Origin of the sequence: Sporosarcina aquimarina, assembly GCF_023715615.1 — a bacterium.
Taxonomy (GTDB): Bacteria; Bacillota; Bacilli; order Bacillales_A; family Planococcaceae; genus Sporosarcina; species Sporosarcina aquimarina_A.
Window position 1 is genome coordinate 365,481 of record NZ_JAMBOM010000001.1, and the last position, 17,637, is coordinate 383,117.

Consider the following 17,637-nt stretch of genomic DNA (forward strand, 5'->3'; position numbering starts at 1 on the left):
CTGAAATGACTAGAGATTTAAAAAGCCGCCCTCACGAAGGGCGGCTTTTTAACGTATCAAGACTGTATCCGAATGTTTTGCAATTCATTGACAAACGTACGGGTGATGTCACGGGGACGTGTAATTGCGCCACCGACAACCGCAGCATATACACCAAGTTCAAACACGCGTTTCAGCATGTCGGGTGACGCGATATTGCCTTCTGCTATCACTGGTGCAGAAACCGTCGACAATACTTCCTTCAAAAACGCGAAGTCATTGTTATACACTTTTAGCCCAGTCGTGGTAGCGGTGTAGCCATGTAACGTCGTCCCAATATAGTCGAAACCGAGCTGGTTTGCATTAAGCGCTTCTTCCACGGTTGCAATATCTGCCATGAGTTCGACATTCGGTGCAGTTGTGCGAACATAGTCCACTAATTCTTGAAGCGACTCTGCGGGACGCATTGCGAGAGTGGCATCCATCGCGATCACTTCACACCCGCTCGCTAGCAATTCGTCCACCTCGGTCTTCGTGGCAGTGATGTAGACGTCCGAGCCTGGATAATTCCTTTTCACGATACCAATTACAGGCAGTGAAACTTCTTTCTTGATGGCTTCAATATCTTCTTTCGAATTAGCACGAATGCCTTTTGCTCCGCCTTGGTGCGCAGCGAGTGCAAGCTTACTCATGATGAAAGATGAGTGTAGCGGCTCATCCTCAAGTGCTTGGCATGAGACGATTAAGTCTGATGGTAGATGCATACGGGTTCCTCCTTATTGCTCTAAAATTTCTTCTACTTCGTTCTTCACGACAGAAACTTGAGGTCCATATACGACTTGGACGCCCGTTCCGTTCATAAGGAACCCTTTGCTGCCTGTCGATGGGAAAACCTCTTTCTTCACGAGTTCAGGGTCTTTCACTGTTACCCGGAGACGAGTCGCACAATTATCGAGGTCGAGAATGTTATCTTTTCCGCCAAGAGCCTCGATGATTGTATGTGAACGGCTTGCTTGGGGATCAATAGACGATTGACCATCAGCTGGTTCAACCACTTTTTCATCTTCACGACCAGGTGTTTTAAAGTTGAACTTGCGAATCATGAACTTGAATGTGAAGTAGTACAGGAAGAACCAAACGATTCCAATTGGAATGACATACATCCAATTTGTCTTCGCCTCACCCTGCAGAACCCCAAAGAGCATGAAATCAATAAATCCACCAGAGAAAGTCTGACCGATTGTAATATTGAAGATGTCTGCCAACATGAACGCGAGTCCGTCAAACACGGCGTGGACTACGTAAAGAGCAGGTGCGATGAATAGGAATGAGAACTCAAGTGGCTCTGTAATTCCTGTCAAGAAAGACGTCAATGCTGCAGAAAGCATGAGACCGCCGACTACTTTTTTGTGCTCTGGCTTCGCTGTGTGATAAATCGCAAGAGCTGCACCGAGGAGACCAAACATCATTGTAATGAAACGACCGGACATGAAGCGCGATGTGCCTTCAAAGAATCGTTCCGTCGTCGGGTCACTTAGTTGTGCAAAGAAAATGTTTTGCGTTCCTTGGACGAGTTGCCCTCCGATTTCTAAAGAACCGCCCAGACCAGTTTGCCAAAATGGTAAGTAGAAAATGTGATGCAATCCGAAAGGTCCAAGCATACGCAGGATGAAGCCATACAAGAACGTCCCGATGACACCTGTCGCATTGACCAAATTACCAGCTTCTGCAATCAGGTTTTGGAACAGTGGCCATACGAGATACATGATTGCTCCGAGTATGATAGCTGAAAATGCTGTTACGATAGGTATGAACCGTGAGCCTCCGAAAAATCCTAAATACTGAGGTAACTCGATTTTGTTGAATCGATTATGCAACATACCAGCCATGATTCCGACCACAATACCACCGAATACGCCCATCTCGAGTGTTTGAATGCCTAAAGCAGTACCTTGTCCGACTGCAGATAGATTGTCGGTAGCGAGTGAATCGGTAATGATCAAAATTGCGTTAATGGTCGCGTTCATGACTAAGTAACCGACAAGTGCTGCGAGTGCGGCTGTTCCTTTGTCAGATCGGGCAAGACCGATTGCAATCCCGACCGCGAAGATTATAGGGAGATTGGCGAATACAATACTACCCGCACTGCTCATTATGGTAAATAGTGCTTGTAAGAAGTTCTGATCTAAAATCGGATAAGAACTGATTGTATTTGGATTGGATAGTGCGCCCCCGATTCCGAGCAGCAAACCAGCAGCAGGTAAAATCGCGATTGGCAACATAAAGGATTTACCGAACTGTTGCGCTTTACCGAAAAAACTTTTCATTACAACTGTACCTCCTGAAAATATTTTTAATAGAATAGCAAACGCTTTCACTATTGTCAATGTCTGAATCCGTATTTTCAAAGTGGTGTTAGCGATATTCGGCTATGCTATGATGATAGAAAGACCAAGATGTGAAAGGATTTGGACTATGGATTTTAAAAATCGATTGCAAAAGCATAATGCGGAGTTCACCGAGAACGATCGTAAAATTGCAGAACATTTGCTGGGTGTAAAAGATATTGCACATAAATCGATTACTGATTTAGCTGAAGAAATCGATGTGTCGCCTTCTAGTATCACCCGTTTTTGCAAAAAGATTCGGTTTGCGAGCTTTCAACAAATGAAGTACGAGTTACTTGCAACTCGCACAGAAAAACAGGCTAAAGATGAAGAAGTGGAACGTGTAGCAAATTATTATATGTCCATTATTTCCGCTACCCAACAATTCATGGACACAGAACAAACGGAGCGAATCGCGAATGATCTAATGAGTGCGAAGAGGGTGCTGTTTTGTGGCGTGGGCAACTCAGGGTTGATCGCCCAAGAATTTAATAGCCGAATTGAGCGGATGGGGATTGATTCGACAGCAATTACTGATGCACATGGGATGGTCATGAAAAGTACGTTATTACATGAAGACGATGTTTTTATGTGTTTTTCCTATACAGGTAAAACGAAAAGTGTGTTGGACGCTACGCGACAGGCAAAAAGTAGTGGAGCACGGGTCATTGTCATTACGACAAATCATGCCGAAGAGTTGACAGCGCTTGCTGATGAAGTTGTGCTTGTTTCGAATCATGTATATGTAGAGGATGAAAAGTTCATCAATACACAAATTTCTAGTTTGTTCTACTTGGATGTGCTCACCTATCGGCTACTAGGAGATGCAGAATTAATGCAACAACGTAACAAGACGTTAGAAGCACTAAAACGTTTTGGCTAAACGTACTAAATATCTTGTTACCACCAAGTTCTCGAACATAGGAACTTGGTTTTTTGTGCAAGGCAGAAATTTAACTCTCATTTAAGCTCGCAGTTGTTTGAATTTAATAAGGAGGGGGAAAAGCGGTAAGCAGATAACTCGAGTAATTCAGTGAGGATGGTTATTTTGAAATATGCAACATCAGTTTTCTGGTATGCACTTGCGGGATGTCTGGCACTCGTAGCATGGGGTGCGATTTCACCAGAAACATTGGAAAACAGTACGACAACAATAACAGCAGGTATCTCTACTGTCTTCGGATGGTATTATTTATGGCTAGTCGCCGCAATCGTAGTATTTTGTATTCATCTAATATTTTCCAAATTGGGTCACATTAAATTAGGAAGTGCAGATTCAAAGCCTGAATTTAGTCTACTTTCTTGGTTTGCAATGCTATTCAGCGCAGGAATGGGGATCGGAGTCGTTTTCTGGTCGGTTGCTGAACCGGTAACATACGCATTCAAATCTGCCCCTGTCTTAGAAGTAGAAACTGATGGGGCAATTAAAGATTCTTTGAAATTCACGTTTTTACATTGGGGGTTCAGTGCATGGGCGGTATATGCAATCGTCGGCCTCGCCCTAGCTTACTTTAAATTCCACAAAAACTACCCTGGTTTGATCAGTTCGACGCTGATACCGCTGTTTGGAGAAAAAAAGATGAAGGGCATCTTCGGAAAGATTATTGACGTTTTAGCTGTACTAGCCACTGTCATTGGTGTCGCCGCTTCCCTCGGATTCGGATCTGTCCAAATCAATGGTGGACTTCACTACCTTTTCAATACACCAGACGTGTTTTGGATGCAACTTCTCATTCTTGCTGTGACGACAGTGCTATTCCTGATTTCTGCATGGTCCGGAATCGGTAAAGGAATCAAATATTTGAGCAACATTAATATGGGACTTGCACTTATACTCTTCCTAATGCTCTTCCTTGCAGGACCTACTCTCTATATTCTCAATATGTTTACCAATGCGTTCGGCAGCTATTTGACAGATTTCGTGGAGATGAGCTTTCGAACTGCACCTCAGAATGCAGGAAGCCGTGAGTGGATCAACAACTGGACATTATTTTACTGGGCTTTTTGGATTTCCTGGTCTCCGTTTGTAGGATCTTTCATTGCACGTATTTCAAAAGGCAGGACTGTGAAAGAGTTCTTGCTTGGAGTACTTCTAGTACCTGCATTTGTTTGCTTTATTTTCTTTTCGATTTTCGGGGCATCTGCCTTACACGTGGAAGACGTTGGTTTGGCGAAGTTATCTGAAATGCCAATTGAGACGATGACATTTGGTATGCTCGAACAGTATCCGCTAGGGTTCACCATGTCTTTACTGACCATTGTCGTAATTTCTATTTTCTTCATAACATCCGCAGATTCGGCTACATTTGTACTCGGCATGTTTACGACAAATGGACTAACCAACCCTGCTCAGTCCGTTAAAATGGCTTGGGGACTTGTCCAAGCGGCAGTAGCAGCGGTTGTTGTGTACTTTGGTGGTACTCAGGGATTGCAAAATACAGTCATCATTTCAGCATTGCCATTTTCGTTCATTATTCTATTAATGGCTATGTCGTTTTATAAATCAGCGAGTAAAGAAGTTGCAAAGCACAACTCAAATGTAAAATAGGAAAGCTTTAATATCCATCCCCATTTGCCGAAAGTTGGCAAGTGGTTTTTTTGTTGTAACGAATTAAATTTTCGTGGTGAGCATGAGAGTTCTACTGTATAGAAGTAAGAAATAGATGTTGTTTTAATAGAAAAATTATTCATAGAATGACTGGGAAATCTACAAAAGTGAATTTTTATTCGTCATTAAGTATAGTTGGATTCATTGAAATTAATAATAATTCCGGATTGACTGCTTTTAAATACTGTAGTAACGTATATAAAATCAATTGTTAGTATAATTAACTAGTGGGTTCCAATAACTATTTATGCATACGTATACATATGTTAGGAGAATAAGCTTATACATGTTGTTTCATAAGTGCCTGCTTAGCGATTATTAGAATGCAACGGGGGGAAGAATGGATGTCTGAGAAGTCAGGGAGTACGAAGAAGAAGTGGAAAATGGAAGCACCACATCCATTCGTTATTTTGTTTACAGTTATCATTATCATGGCAATTGCGACGTATTTAATTCCTGCAGGGGAATATGATCGTGCCGAAAGTGATGATGGCACATCGTATGTAGTGGATGGGTCCTATCATCGAATTGACTCAAAGCCAGCAGGGATTTTGCCTGTGTTTGAAGCGGTACATAAAGGGATGGTGCAAAGTGCACCGATTATATTTTTCATTTTCATAGTAGGTGGCGCCTTTAACGTTTTCCGTGAATCGAATGCCATTGAGGGGGCTTTTGGAAGCATATCGTCTAAACTGGAAGGGAAAGAGATGTATCTAATCCCGATAGTAATGCTATTCTTTGGGCTAGGTGGAGCGGCAATTGGGATGTTTGAAGAATCGTTGCCATTCATCCTCATTATGATTCCACTTGCAATCATGATGGGATTTGACTCACTCGTGGGAACGGGGATGGTATTAGTTGGGGTTGCGTCAGGTTTTACGGCTGCCTTTATGAATCCTTTTACGGTTGGTGTGGCTCAAGGAATTGCAGAAGTTCCAATTTTCTCTGGAATGGGACTGCGCGTTATTTTTTGGCTGATATATATGCTGGTGGCGATTCTCTATGTGGTTCTCTATGCACGTAAAGTGCGTAAAAATCCTGAAGCGAGTCTCGTTTATGAAGAAGACAAAAAGCGGAACATCCGAGTGGACTTGGTCAAAGAACATACATTGACAGGAAAGCAGATTACGACTCTTATTATTTTGGTCGCAACGCTGATTGCTCTTGGATTCGGCGTTATTAAGTTCGAGTGGTACATAACGGAAATTTCTGCTCTGTTCCTAATAATGGCTCTAATCATTGGTCTTGTAAATGGCAAGGGAATTAACGGCACGGCGGTTTCGTTTGTTAAAGGATGCGAAGAATTGGTGGTCGGTGCATTGGTCGTTGGATTTGCCTACGGTGCATTAGTGATTTTGCAAGATAGCAACACGATTGATACAATTCTTTATGGTATCACGACGTTAGTTTCACAGATGCCATCGAGTTTAGGTGCGATTGGCATGTATATTATGCAATGCTTACTCAATATTGTTGTAACATCAGGTAGCGGTCAAGCTGCACTCAGTATGCCAATCATGACGCCGCTATCGGACCTATTAGGCGTCAGTCGCCAAACAGCTGTACTCGCTTTCCAAATGGGTGATGGTTTGACGAATATCATTACTCCGACAAGTGGTTTACTACTTGCGGCGCTTGCAATGGCTAAAATTTCATTTGCTAAATGGTTTAAGTGGGTTTGGCCATTAATTTTAATCCAATTGGTACTTGGAGCTATATTTGTAACAATTGCGCACGTGTTTGTCTGGCCTGCGTAACAACTAAGGAGGAATTACTTTGTTAACTCAATTATTCGACCGATTAGACGAACTGTATCCTGAACAAGTCGCGATTCGCCGCGAGTTGCACCAACATCCGGAACTCTCGAACGAAGAGGTAGAAACGCCGAAAATGATCGCAAAATACCTTCGTAACCTTGGAATCGATGTGCGCGAAGGAGTGGGCGGTCGTGGCGTGGTTGGAACGTTAGTTGGCGGAAAACCAGGTAGAACGATTGCGTTACGTGCTGATTTTGATGCATTGCCGATCCAAGATGAAAAAGAAGTAGCATACAAATCGAAGGTCCCTGGCGTGATGCATGCGTGTGGACATGATTTACATACAGCGTCATTACTCGGTGTTGCAAAGGTGCTGTCTGAAGTTCGGGAGCAGATCCCAGGTACTGTGATTTTCGTTCACCAATTTGCGGAAGAAACGACACCTGGTGGAGCAGATTTGATGGTTAAAGATGGCTGTTTGGATGGCGTTGACGTCATCTATGGAGCACATGTCATGTCGACAGAACCTGTTGGTACGGTGCAAGTGATGGAAGGCTACTCGTCTTCAGCGCAAGATGATTTTACCATTGAAGTGATTGGTAAAGGTGGTCACGGTGCGTCTCCCCATGAAACAGTTGATGCACTTGTTACAGCAAGTCAGCTAGTCGTCAATTTGCAGCAAATTGTCAGTCGTCGTGTGAGTCCTCAACAAGCAGCAGCCGTGACAGTCGGTTCATTGCATAGTGGAGAAGGTCATAATGTCATTCCGAACCAAGCAATCATTAAAGGAACCGTCCGAACGTATAACGAAGAGGTGCGGACAATGATCGAAGGTGCCTTGAAACAAATCGTGAAATCGACGTGTGAAGCTGCTGGTGCAGCGTACAAATTAGACTATATTAGTGATTGTCCTTCAATTTGGAACGATCCTGAAGAGACCGCACGAGTGAAAGAGGTAGCAACGAAGATTTTCAGTGATGAAAAAGTGAGTTACGGTCCACCGATGATGGGTAGCGAGGACTTTGCCTACTATCAGAAAGTAGTGAAGGGTTCGTTCTTCATTGCTGGCGGAAGAAATCCTGAAATTCAAGCTGTCTATCCACATCATCACCCTATGTTCGATGTAGATGAACGTTCGATGGAGTATATCGGTAAGACGTTTATTGGGCTAGTTTTTGAAGACGTATTGAATAAACAATCTTAAGTAAACATCACAAAAGCTCGTACTCTTGTCAGCGAAAGGAGTACGAGCTTTTTGTATTGGGATTGTGCCGCTAAAATAAGATTTCTACTAAACCAATTACGATGAGCAATCCACCTGCAATTCCAGCTGGATACTTGCCAATCCACGTACGCGCAAGAAGCGATCCGAATCGATGGCTTGCGCCAATTGTGATAAATGAAAAGAAACCGACCGAGGAAATCGTACCAAGCATGGAGCTGCCACTAACGCCCATTCCGAATCCCGCTGCCAAACAATTTGCCGACAACAAAAAGCCAAGAGGGAGCGCTTCACGAATGGAAATAATTCGGTCGCCATCAGTATCCGCGACTGTGGGATCTTCAAATGGATTCGGTTGTACAGGCTTTGGCTGGAGTAACATCCATATCCCGATACTACTTAGCAACAAACCGCCTATAAAATCAGCCGTCCAGACGGATATATAGGTGGACAACCTGTCACCTGTGACCATTGCGAAATACGTAACAGTCATCGATACGAGCGCAATGGTGACGTTCGATCGAAGGGGGATCTTCGTTTTTTGAATCCCATAAGCCAATCCAATCCCTAAATTATCTAAGTTGGCAGCGATGCCAAGGAAAAGTATCATAATCCACTGCATAGTCCTTGCCTCCTCGGTGTACCCTGCAGTATATGCAAGGTGGTTTGCGAGGAGGGGGCGTCTGCATTAGATGGTGGGGCGATCTATGTGGTTGAATTGTGTCTAGTTGCCGATAAAGTCTGCTCAGTGTCGGAGAAATGAGCATGAGTGATTGAGAAATGTTCTCGAGTGAAGGAGAAATCCCTCACAGTGACGGACAATCACCAAGAAGTGTCGGAGAACGATGGAGTCGCTTCTCCTAGTGAGATAGCCCATCCCTCAAAAAGCGAAGCGCACCCAATTAAGCCCTTAAAGCGGTTGAGTTGTGTCCCGATATCGAGAAATTCTGCTAAGTGTCGGAGAAATGACCATGAGTGATTGAGAAATGTTCTTGAGTGAAGGAGAAATCCCTCGCAGTGACGGACAATCGCCAAGATGTGTCGGACAACGCTGGAGTCGCTTCTCCTAGTGAGATAGCCCCTCCCTCAACAAGCGAAGCGCACCCAATTAATTCCTTAAAGCAGTTGAGTTGTGTCTCGATAACGAGAAATTCTGCTAAGTGTCGGAGAAATATTCGTCAGTGAACGAGAAACTCATTTGAGAGAAGGAGAAATCCCTCGCAGTGACGGACAATCGCCAAGATGTGTCGGGGAACGCTGGAGTCGCTTCTCCTAGTGAGATAGCCCCTCCCTCAACAAGCGAAGCGCACCCAATTAATTCCTAAAAGCAGTTGAGTTGTGTCTCGATATTGAGAAATTCTGCTAAGTGTCGGAGAAATTTTCGCGAGTGAACGAGAAACTCATTTGAGTGTAGGAGAAATCCCTCACGGTGTCGGACAATCACCAAGAAGTGTCGGAGAACGCGAGAGTCGCTTCTCCTAGTGAGATAGCCCCTCCCTCAACAAGCGAAGCGCTACCAATTAATCCCTTAAAGCGGTTGAATTGTGTCTCGATATCGAGAAATTCTGCTAAGTGTCGGAGAAATGTTCGCGAGTGAACGAGAAACTCATTTGAGAGAAGGAGAAATCTTTCGCACTGACGGATAATCATCAAGAAGTGTCGGAGAACGCTGGAGTCGCTTCTCCTAGTGAGATAGCCCCTCCCTCAACAAGCGAAGTGCTGCCAATCAATCCCTTAACGGTGTTGAATGGTGTCCCGATATCGAGAAATTTTGCTAAGTGTCGGAGAAATATTCGTGAGTGAACGAGAAACTCATTTGAGTGTAGGAGAAATCCCTCGCAGTGACGGACAATCGCCAAGAACTGTCGGAAAACTCTCAAACGTCTTAATTTAATTGATTACTCAAAAAATCTACAAACTAGTTATGGAAAACCATTGCCCCCACCAAACCTACTATGCTATTCTATAAATGTGTAATCGGTTACACATGGAAATGAAATTCCTGTCTACTACTACTTGAAAACAGGTGATGAATTGAAGAAACGTATTGTCGTTGTTGGCAGTTTAAATATGGATATTATTATTTCAACAGATCGTTTACCCCAAATTGGAGAAACCATTTTAGGGAATGAAGTCAACTACCTTCCAGGTGGCAAAGGCGCCAATCAAGCCGTCAGCATCGCACGTCTAGGTGGCGATGTCACGATGATCGGGGCGGTTGGGCAAGACGAATTCGGGAAAAGCTTACTTGAACAAATGGATCAAAACCAAGTAAATACAGCGTTCATCGAACAAGTCGAAGACGTTAAAACTGGTATTGCGGACATTTTTCATGTCAATCATGATAACTGTATCGTGGTTGTTCCTGGCGCAAACTTCACACTGACTCCAGAGAAAATCACGAAAGAAATGGAGCAACTCATCGCCACAGCGGATGTATTGTTAACACAACTCGAAATTCCACTTGAAACAGTTCAGAAAGTATTAGAAATTGCAAATAAACATCATGTCAAAACAATCCTTAACCCAGCTCCTGCGCAAACACTGCCTGCAGAATTGCTGCAACTCGTCGATTATTTGACACCGAATGAAACAGAATTCGCGTTACTTGCTGAGCACACGTTCACAACAAATGACGAACTCGCGAACCTTATGAAAGAATGGGAAGCTGAGTATAACCAAACGCTGATCGTCACACTCGGCGAGCAGGGAAGTGCGCATCTGCAAGAAGGCCAACTCGTCATTACTCCTGCTGAAAAAGTGGAAGTCGTCGACACGACAGGCGCCGGTGATTCATTTAACGGGGCGCTTGCAGTCGGTATTGCTGAAGAAAAATCACTTCCTGAAATGATTGTATTTGCAACTAAAGTCGCTGCTCGTGCCGTATCAAAATTCGGCGCGCAAGATGGTATGCCATACACGGCTGACTTGGATTAATTCACACAATAAGGAGACGATACGATGGAAACGATTTCTGTCCAATGGATCGAAGAACGCCTCGATGGGTATCTCCGAGACACCTATAAACATCTACACATGCACCCGGAATTAAGTAAGGAAGAGACGAATACTCAAGGCTTCATTCAACAAGAGCTGGATCGCATCGGCATCACACACAGAGCGATGGCGAATACGGGCGTATGTGCGGAAATTACCGGAGCGCAACCTGGAAAGACAATTTTAATGCGCTGCGACATTGACGCGCTACCAATCGAAGAAGACACAGGACTCGACTACAGCTCGACAAATAAAGGTGTCATGCATGCATGCGGTCACGATGCGCACACGACAATCGGACTCGCAATTTTAACAATCCTGAAAGAGCGCAAAAACGAGTGGAACGGAACGGTTAAAATTATGTTCCAACCAACGGAAGAAGCGCAACCGGGTGGGGCACAACCGATGATTGATGAGGGAATCCTTGAGAATCCGAAAGTCGACGCAGCTATTTGTCTACACACGAACCCGTTCCTTGCACCGGGCGTTTTTGAGATGAAACCTGGATATATGCTTGCGAACACGGATCGGGTGTACATTACGCTGATCGGTAAAGGTGGTCACGCTGCAGCACCACAACAAGGAATTGACGCAATTGCGATGGCAGGTCAATTTGTTACAGGTGTGCAAAATATCGTGTCGCGTCAAACATCTCCGCTCGATAATGGGGTCATCACGTTCGGAACAATCAATGGAGGAACGACTTCGAACGTACTGTGCGGTCGTGTAGAAATCTCGGGAACGGTTCGTACTATTAAAACCGAAACTCAAGATAAAATCGCCTCTCAACTAGAAGTGTTGCTCCGTTCGATTACGGAATTCTGGGGTGGCTCGTATGAATACACGTACAGCAAGGGGTATCCAGCAAGCTGGAATGATCCTGAACTGACCGATGTATTAACGAAATCGGTTGCTTCAACATTCGGAGAACAGTCTGTCGTTGTCAACGAACACCCCTATATGAGTGGCGACGATTTTTCAGTAGTAGCGAATGAAGTTCCTTCCGTCTTCATGTATTGGGGCACGGGGTCATCCGAAAAAGAGAACTTCCCTTGGCATAATGCGAAGTATCATGTGAACTTGGATGCGTTGAAGCATGGTGTGGCGACTGGCTTACACTGCATTACAGAATTACTAGAATGTGAAAAGGTGGGACAAGCATGAAAAAAGTGATTATTGACGTAGATACTGGAATTGACGACGCAATTGGAATTTTGCTTGCAGAAAAGAGTGGAAAGGCGGACATCCTCGGCATTACGACGGTGAACGGGAATACCTCTCTTGAGCAAGCGACGATTAACACACGTAAAGTGACGACACTCCTCGGGCGTGATGACTTGAAAGTGGTTCAAGGTGCAAATCGTCCACTTATGCGTGAGCCGTTTTTCGAAGTGAGTGTACACGGGAACGATGGAATCGGTGGCGCGTTGAAAGAGATGGAAGTGGAAATCCGTGACGAAGGTTTCGCACCGGATTTCATCATCGAACAAGCCAAGAAATATCCAGGTGAAATCACTGTAATTTTGCTTGCACCACTCACAAACATGGCACTTGCACTTCGTAAAGAGCCACGTCTAAAAGAATGGCTGAAAGAACTTGTCATCATGGGCGGAGCTGTCGACCATCCAGGTAATATCACAGCAACTGCCGAATACAATATGTACATCGATCCGGAAGCTGCAAAAATTGTATTCCATTCAGGGATTCCGATTACATTGGTTGGACTCGATGTGACTGCGAATACATTACTCACGAAAAAAGACGTAGAAGCGATCCAACCAGGACCAGCTCGTGATTTTGTTGAGGAGTCGACGGTTCATTACATGAATCACTACCTTAAGAGAAATGGGAAAGAAGCGTGCTCGATGCATGACCCATTAGCGGTTGGTGTTGCGCTTGATCGTACGTTAGTAAAGACTGAGAAATACTTCGTTGATGTTGAAACGAAGAGCGAACTATGTGATGGGCAAACGGTTTGCGACTTTAAAAATTATTACAAGAAGGAACCCAATGTGGACGTTTGTGTAGAAGTGGATGATGTACGATTCATCCAAACACTTGTCGATACATTGAGTAAGTAACGGATTGTTGGAGTCTGACATTAGCTTGTCAGACTTTTTTCATTCGATTTTTCGTAAAGAAAGCAGGAGGTATTATGTCGCGTTTATCCGCACCCACTTTTTCAGTTGCTGGCGTGCAGTGGCTCTTTTTCATGGTCGTCAATACAGTGGTTGTCCCACTTTCAATCGGCACCGCATTTGGTCTGACAGAAGCGGAAACTGCTGGACTAATCCGTACCTCATTCGTCACGATAGGTGTAATGAGTCTATTACAGGCTGTAATTGGTCACCGCTATCCGCTGCTCGAAGGACATGGCGGGATTTGGTGGGGACTTGTATTAAGCTTGTGTGCATCGGCTCCTGCAATGGGGCTGAGCTACGTAGAACTAGGCGGAAGTTTAGCGGTCGGAATGCTACTTGCAGGTGCAGTAACAATTGTTCTCGGAGCAATTGGATTTATAGAAATCTTACAGAAAATATTTAATCCCGTAGTTTTGGTGATTTACTTGTTCCTGCTTGCAGTTCAGCTCATCTTGTACTTCTTTAAAGGGATGATGGGGATTGGTGAGGGTGGAGCCATCAATTTGCCTGTCGCCGTTCTGTCGGTTGTAATCGTCATAGTAGTGCTTGTCATGTCGATGAAAGGGAAGGGAAGCATTGCCAATTTTTCGATACTCTTTGGAATGCTAGGTGGATGGATTGCTTACGTGCTGCTCTTTGGGAGTGAATCACCACCGACAAGTGGCGGTACGATTTTTCAACTGCTACCACTCGGTGGATTAAAACTGCATGTTGGCATTGTCGTCACCGCCTTCATTGCAGGTCTCATTAACATGGCAAACTCCCTTGTCGCGATATCGACAGTTGAAGAACTGTATGACAACCGAACGACAACAAGTCGTTATAAAGCTTCTTATTATGTGACAGGTGCCGGTACGATCGTTGCCGGCTTGTTTGGATTAATTCCACTTGGTCCTTATTCGTCCTCAATCGGATTTTTACAAAGCACAAAGATTTTGCAGAGAGGGCCGTTCATCCTCGGAAGTATCCTGTTCATCGTTCTCGGACTCGTGCCAGCGCTCGGGGGCTTTTTCTCTACGCTGCCTGCACCAATAGGAGACGCAGTTTTGTTTGTTGCGTATCTACAACTATTTAGCACAGCAATCAGGAATATCCGTAAGCTTCAGATTGAAACAGCCTCATTATATCGGCTTACGATACCAATGCTAGTCGGCATTAGTCTATTAAATGCACCGCCTGAAACGTTCAGTTCGTTTCCTGTCATGCTGCAGCCGTTGATCAGTAACGGCTTGCTTGTAGGTGTACTACTGTCCGTCATCATGGAAGGCATAGCACGCAATAAGCAAAAGGAGCTCCCCGTCTAATGGGGAGCTCCTTTTGTATGTCAGTTCATCGTCGATTGTTTGGCGCTAAGAGTGACGGGGAAAACTTGATCGGTCATGATGTCATTTTCTTTTCTGATCAACCCAATCAAGGCATCCATGGCTGTCTTGCCTAGTTTGTAAATAGGCTGTGCAATTGTCGAGAGCTCTGGATTTAACATCTCCAATCCGATTCCATCAAATCCGATCACTTTTACGTCTTGAGGTACTTTATAATCGGTTTCTTGCAACGCTTTCAGCGCTCCAGCAGCCATTAAATCATTACTAGCAAACACCCCATCTAAATCAGGATGCATCGTGAGTAACTCCTTCATGGCAGTGTAGCCACCTTTTACCGTGAAATCGCTATAACCAATTAAGCTTGGCGTAAACCAATCTGTCCCTCTGCAAACATGCTCAAATCCAGCGGTCCGATCACGTGAAGAAGTGATCGATAATGGACCGCAAATGTGGGCAATCTTTGAGCATCCTTGTTCCAATAAATGCCGGACTGCCAGTTCGCCTCCTTGTCGATTTTCTACCGTGAGCGAGACGATGGAATCACTAGAAAATACGTTATCCATGAGAACTACTGGGATGGCTTGTTTCTGTAAACCTGTTAGGTGCTCAGGCTTAATCGTATAGGAAGATATGATAATCCCATCGACTTGTTTCTGGATGAGGGTATCAATATATTTTTGTTCTTTAGTGGAGTCATTATCTGTATTGCATAACATGACAGTGTACCCGTATTCGTTTGCTGCATCTTCAATTGAACGGGCAAGCTCAGGGAAGAAAGGATTAAGAATATCAGGAACCATCAACCCGATGGTCGCGGTTTTCATGCCTGCAAGACTTCTCGCGATATTATTTGGACGGTAGTTAAGTTTTTCAATAACTTCAGCAATCGTCTCTGACGCTTCCTTGCTGACATAGCCATTCTTGTTTAAATAGCGAGAAACGGTTGCTACAGAAACACCTGCTAACTTGCTGACATCTTTAATTGTGGCCATCTGATTCTCTCCTATTATGTGAACGTTTACATAAATATACCAATAATTACGATACAGTTCAAGAAGCTTTAAATAGTATGTCACAATTTGTTATTGACGCTCATAATAGACCTGTGGTAAATTATATGAAACCGATTACACATTATAAAACAATTCATTTACAAGAGGAGAACCTAATGAACATACTAACTGGCTTACTCGGATGTCTCGTCATCCTTTTCGTCGCTTTTTTGCTTTCAGACAACAAACGCAAAATCAATTACCGCGTCGTCGTAATTGGTGTTGCCATGCAAATCTTCTTTGGTTATATCGTTCTAAAATCTTCCGGAGGCCGGGCAGTTATTGAAAAGTTTTCTGCTGGTATCCAAAATGTAATCCATTATGGAAATGAAGGACTTACTTTCGTTTTCGGAAGTCTAGCGGATTCATCAGCGCCTACGGGATTCATCTTCGGAATCCGGGTAGCAGCAATGGCGATTTTCGTTACTGCGCTAATCTCTCTTTTGTATCATTTTGGCATCATGCAATTTTTCGTTCGAATTGTGGGTGGAGGATTGTCGAAGATATTAGGAACAAGTAAGCCGGAATCACTTACTGCAGCCTCAAATATCTTCTTGGGACTTCAAGAAGCACCGGTTATTATTAAGCCATACATTAAAACACTCACACGTTCAGAATTGTTCGCAGTTATGGTGGGAGGGCTTGCTTCGGTTGCAGGGGGAACGATGCTTGCATATGCAGCACTCGGAATCCCGATTAACTACCTACTGTCTGCAAGTTTCATGGCCGCTCCGGCAGGCCTCGTGTTCGCGAAAATTTTAATTCCTGAAACAGAAGTACCAAAGGATGTAGTTGCAGACGAGCCGAAAGAGTTAATCGGCGAAGGCGGAGTGAAACCTGGCGCAATCGACGCAGTGACTAAAGGTGCCGCTGAAGGTTTGAAAATGGCAGGATTGATAATTGCTATGCTGATCGCGTTCATCTCTCTTCTTGCGATGGGTAACGGAATTCTTGGAGGCATTGGCGGATGGTTTGGTTATCCGAATATTTCTCTTGAGCAGATCTTCGGATACATCTTCTCGCCACTTGCGTTCGCTATGGGGGTTCCTTGGTCAGAGGCATTGACAGCTGGTAACTTGCTTGGTCAAAAAGTGATCTTGAATGAGATGGTCGCATTCACATCATTCCAACCAATGATTGAAGCCTTGTCCGATAAAACCGTCGCAATTCTCACATTCTCTCTATGTGGATTTGCCAACATCGGATCGCTCGGAATTTTGATTGCCAGCATGACTGCATTCGCTGAAAACCAACGTGCAGTTGTTGCGAAACTCGGTTTCAAAGCAGTTATCGCAGGAACTCTAGCGAACCTTATGAGTGGTACAATCGCTGGTATGTTTATGTAAATGAATTATGAAAAAGCACTCGCAGCCGCGGGTGCTTTTTTGTGTTGAATTGTGCCTAGATGCCGTTTCATTCATCCAATTTGCTGATACTTCGCTTGAAAGTATTGATTAATGGCTGCATGTTGCCTACTGTCACCCGGATAGTGCTGATATCCTGCTGGATCTTTCCTATTTGCCCGAGCCAACGTACAACCCCCTCCCAAAACTAGCGAAGCGCCACCAATCACTCCCTTAAAGTAGTTAAATTGTGTCCTGTTATCGAGAAACTTCGATAAGTGTCGGAGAAATGTCCGTGGATGAACGAGAAACTTTCTTGAGTGAAGGAGAAATCTCTCGCAGTGACGGACAATCACCAAAAAGTGACGGAGAAAGCCAACGCACCTTTCCCAGAGAGCTAGCCCATCCCTCAACAAGCGAAGCGCTGCCAATTAATCCCTTAATGCTGTTGAATTGTGTCCCGTTATCGAGAAACTTCACTAAGTGTCGGAGAAATGTCCGTGGATGAACGAGAAACCTACTTGAGTGAAGGAGAAGACTCGCGTAGTGTCGGACAATCATCAAGATGTGTCGGAGAACGCTGGAGCCGCTTCTTTCAGTGAGATAGCCCACCAGAAACAAGCGAAGCGCTACCAATTAATCCCTTAACGTAATTGAATGGTGTCCCGTGATCGAGAAATTCCGCTAAGTGTCGGAGAAATGTCCGTGGGTGACCGAGAAACCTACTTGAGTGAAGGAGAAGACTCGCGTAGTGTCGGACAATCATCAAGATGTGTCGGAGAACGCTGGAGCCGCTTCTTTCAGTGAGATAGCCAGAACCACAAATAAA

Annotated in this window: 13 protein-coding genes and 1 pseudogene; 9 read left to right on the forward strand and 5 right to left on the reverse strand. The window is 44.4% G+C overall.

Translation table 11 applies throughout. The features are described from left to right. Window positions 1-56: 56 nt before the first annotated feature. Together M3197_RS01685 and M3197_RS01690 are read right to left on the reverse strand one after the other, a co-directional pair. Complete coding sequence (locus M3197_RS01685; RefSeq protein ID WP_251658276.1) at window positions 57-743, reverse strand: N-acetylmannosamine-6-phosphate 2-epimerase; 687 nt, start codon at window positions 741-743, stop codon at window positions 57-59. A 12-nt stretch (window positions 744-755) separates the two neighbouring features. Then, on the reverse strand, window positions 756-2,306 hold the full coding sequence (locus M3197_RS01690; RefSeq protein WP_251658277.1) for a maltose/glucose-specific PTS transporter subunit IIC: 1,551 nt from the start codon (window positions 2,304-2,306) through the stop codon (window positions 756-758). Window positions 2,307-2,454: 148 nt separating this feature from the next. On the opposite strand from M3197_RS01690, the gene M3197_RS01695 reads away from it, so the two are divergent. The 4 genes from M3197_RS01695 (at window position 2,455) to M3197_RS01710 (ending at window position 7,935) form a co-directional block, all read left to right on the forward strand. Beyond that, a complete protein-coding gene (locus M3197_RS01695) occupies window positions 2,455-3,249 on the forward strand; it encodes a MurR/RpiR family transcriptional regulator (RefSeq protein WP_251658278.1) in 795 nt (264 codons plus the stop codon). Window positions 3,250-3,414: 165 nt separating this feature from the next. After that, complete coding sequence (locus M3197_RS01700) at window positions 3,415-4,914, forward strand: BCCT family transporter (protein WP_251658279.1); 1,500 nt, start codon at window positions 3,415-3,417, stop codon at window positions 4,912-4,914. Between the two features lie 404 nt (window positions 4,915-5,318). Further along, window positions 5,319-6,731 carry a YfcC family protein gene (locus M3197_RS01705; protein ID WP_251658280.1) on the forward strand — a complete coding sequence of 471 codons (1,413 nt, stop codon included), beginning with the start codon at window positions 5,319-5,321 and terminating at the stop codon, window positions 6,729-6,731. Between the two features lie 19 nt (window positions 6,732-6,750). Then, window positions 6,751-7,935, forward strand: coding sequence for an amidohydrolase (locus tag M3197_RS01710; protein WP_251658281.1), 1,185 nt, complete (start codon window positions 6,751-6,753; stop codon window positions 7,933-7,935). 70 nt (window positions 7,936-8,005) lie between these two features. Here M3197_RS01710 and M3197_RS17440 read toward each other — a convergent pair whose 3' ends face one another. Next, window positions 8,006-8,335, reverse strand: a complete 330-nt coding sequence (locus M3197_RS17440; protein ID WP_432813974.1) for a manganese efflux pump — start codon at window positions 8,333-8,335, stop codon at window positions 8,006-8,008. A gap of 6 nt (window positions 8,336-8,341) precedes the next feature. Then, window positions 8,342-8,584 (reverse strand): annotated as a pseudogene (locus M3197_RS17445) (manganese efflux pump); the annotation flags it as partial. A 1,385-nt stretch (window positions 8,585-9,969) separates the two neighbouring features. On the opposite strand from M3197_RS17445, the gene rbsK reads away from it, so the two are divergent. From rbsK to M3197_RS01735, 4 genes are all read left to right on the forward strand, one after another. Then, window positions 9,970-10,890: a ribokinase gene (gene rbsK / locus M3197_RS01720; protein ID WP_251658283.1), complete on the forward strand. Its 921-nt coding sequence runs from the start codon at window positions 9,970-9,972 to the stop codon at window positions 10,888-10,890. 24 nt (window positions 10,891-10,914) lie between these two features. Further along, window positions 10,915-12,114, forward strand: coding sequence for a M20 metallopeptidase family protein (locus M3197_RS01725; protein WP_251658284.1), 1,200 nt, complete (start codon window positions 10,915-10,917; stop codon window positions 12,112-12,114). Beyond that, entirely contained in the window at window positions 12,111-13,031 is a 921-nt protein-coding gene (locus tag M3197_RS01730; RefSeq protein WP_251658285.1) for a nucleoside hydrolase, read from the forward strand. Before M3197_RS01725 ends, M3197_RS01730 begins: the two co-directional genes overlap by 4 nt. Window positions 13,032-13,105: 74 nt before the next feature. Then, complete coding sequence (locus tag M3197_RS01735; RefSeq protein WP_251658286.1) at window positions 13,106-14,395, forward strand: uracil/xanthine transporter; 1,290 nt, start codon at window positions 13,106-13,108, stop codon at window positions 14,393-14,395. Between the two features lie 20 nt (window positions 14,396-14,415). Here the strand turns inward: M3197_RS01735 and M3197_RS01740 are convergent, their stop codons facing one another. Next, window positions 14,416-15,405 (reverse strand): LacI family DNA-binding transcriptional regulator, encoded by a 990-nt coding sequence (locus tag M3197_RS01740; protein ID WP_251658287.1) that lies wholly within the window; start codon window positions 15,403-15,405, stop codon window positions 14,416-14,418. A 176-nt stretch (window positions 15,406-15,581) separates the two neighbouring features. Here M3197_RS01740 and M3197_RS01745 point away from each other — a divergent pair, with 176 nt between their 5' ends. Then, a complete protein-coding gene (locus M3197_RS01745) occupies window positions 15,582-16,811 on the forward strand; it encodes a NupC/NupG family nucleoside CNT transporter (RefSeq protein ID WP_251658288.1) in 1,230 nt (409 codons plus the stop codon). Window positions 16,812-17,637: the final 826 nt, after the last annotated feature.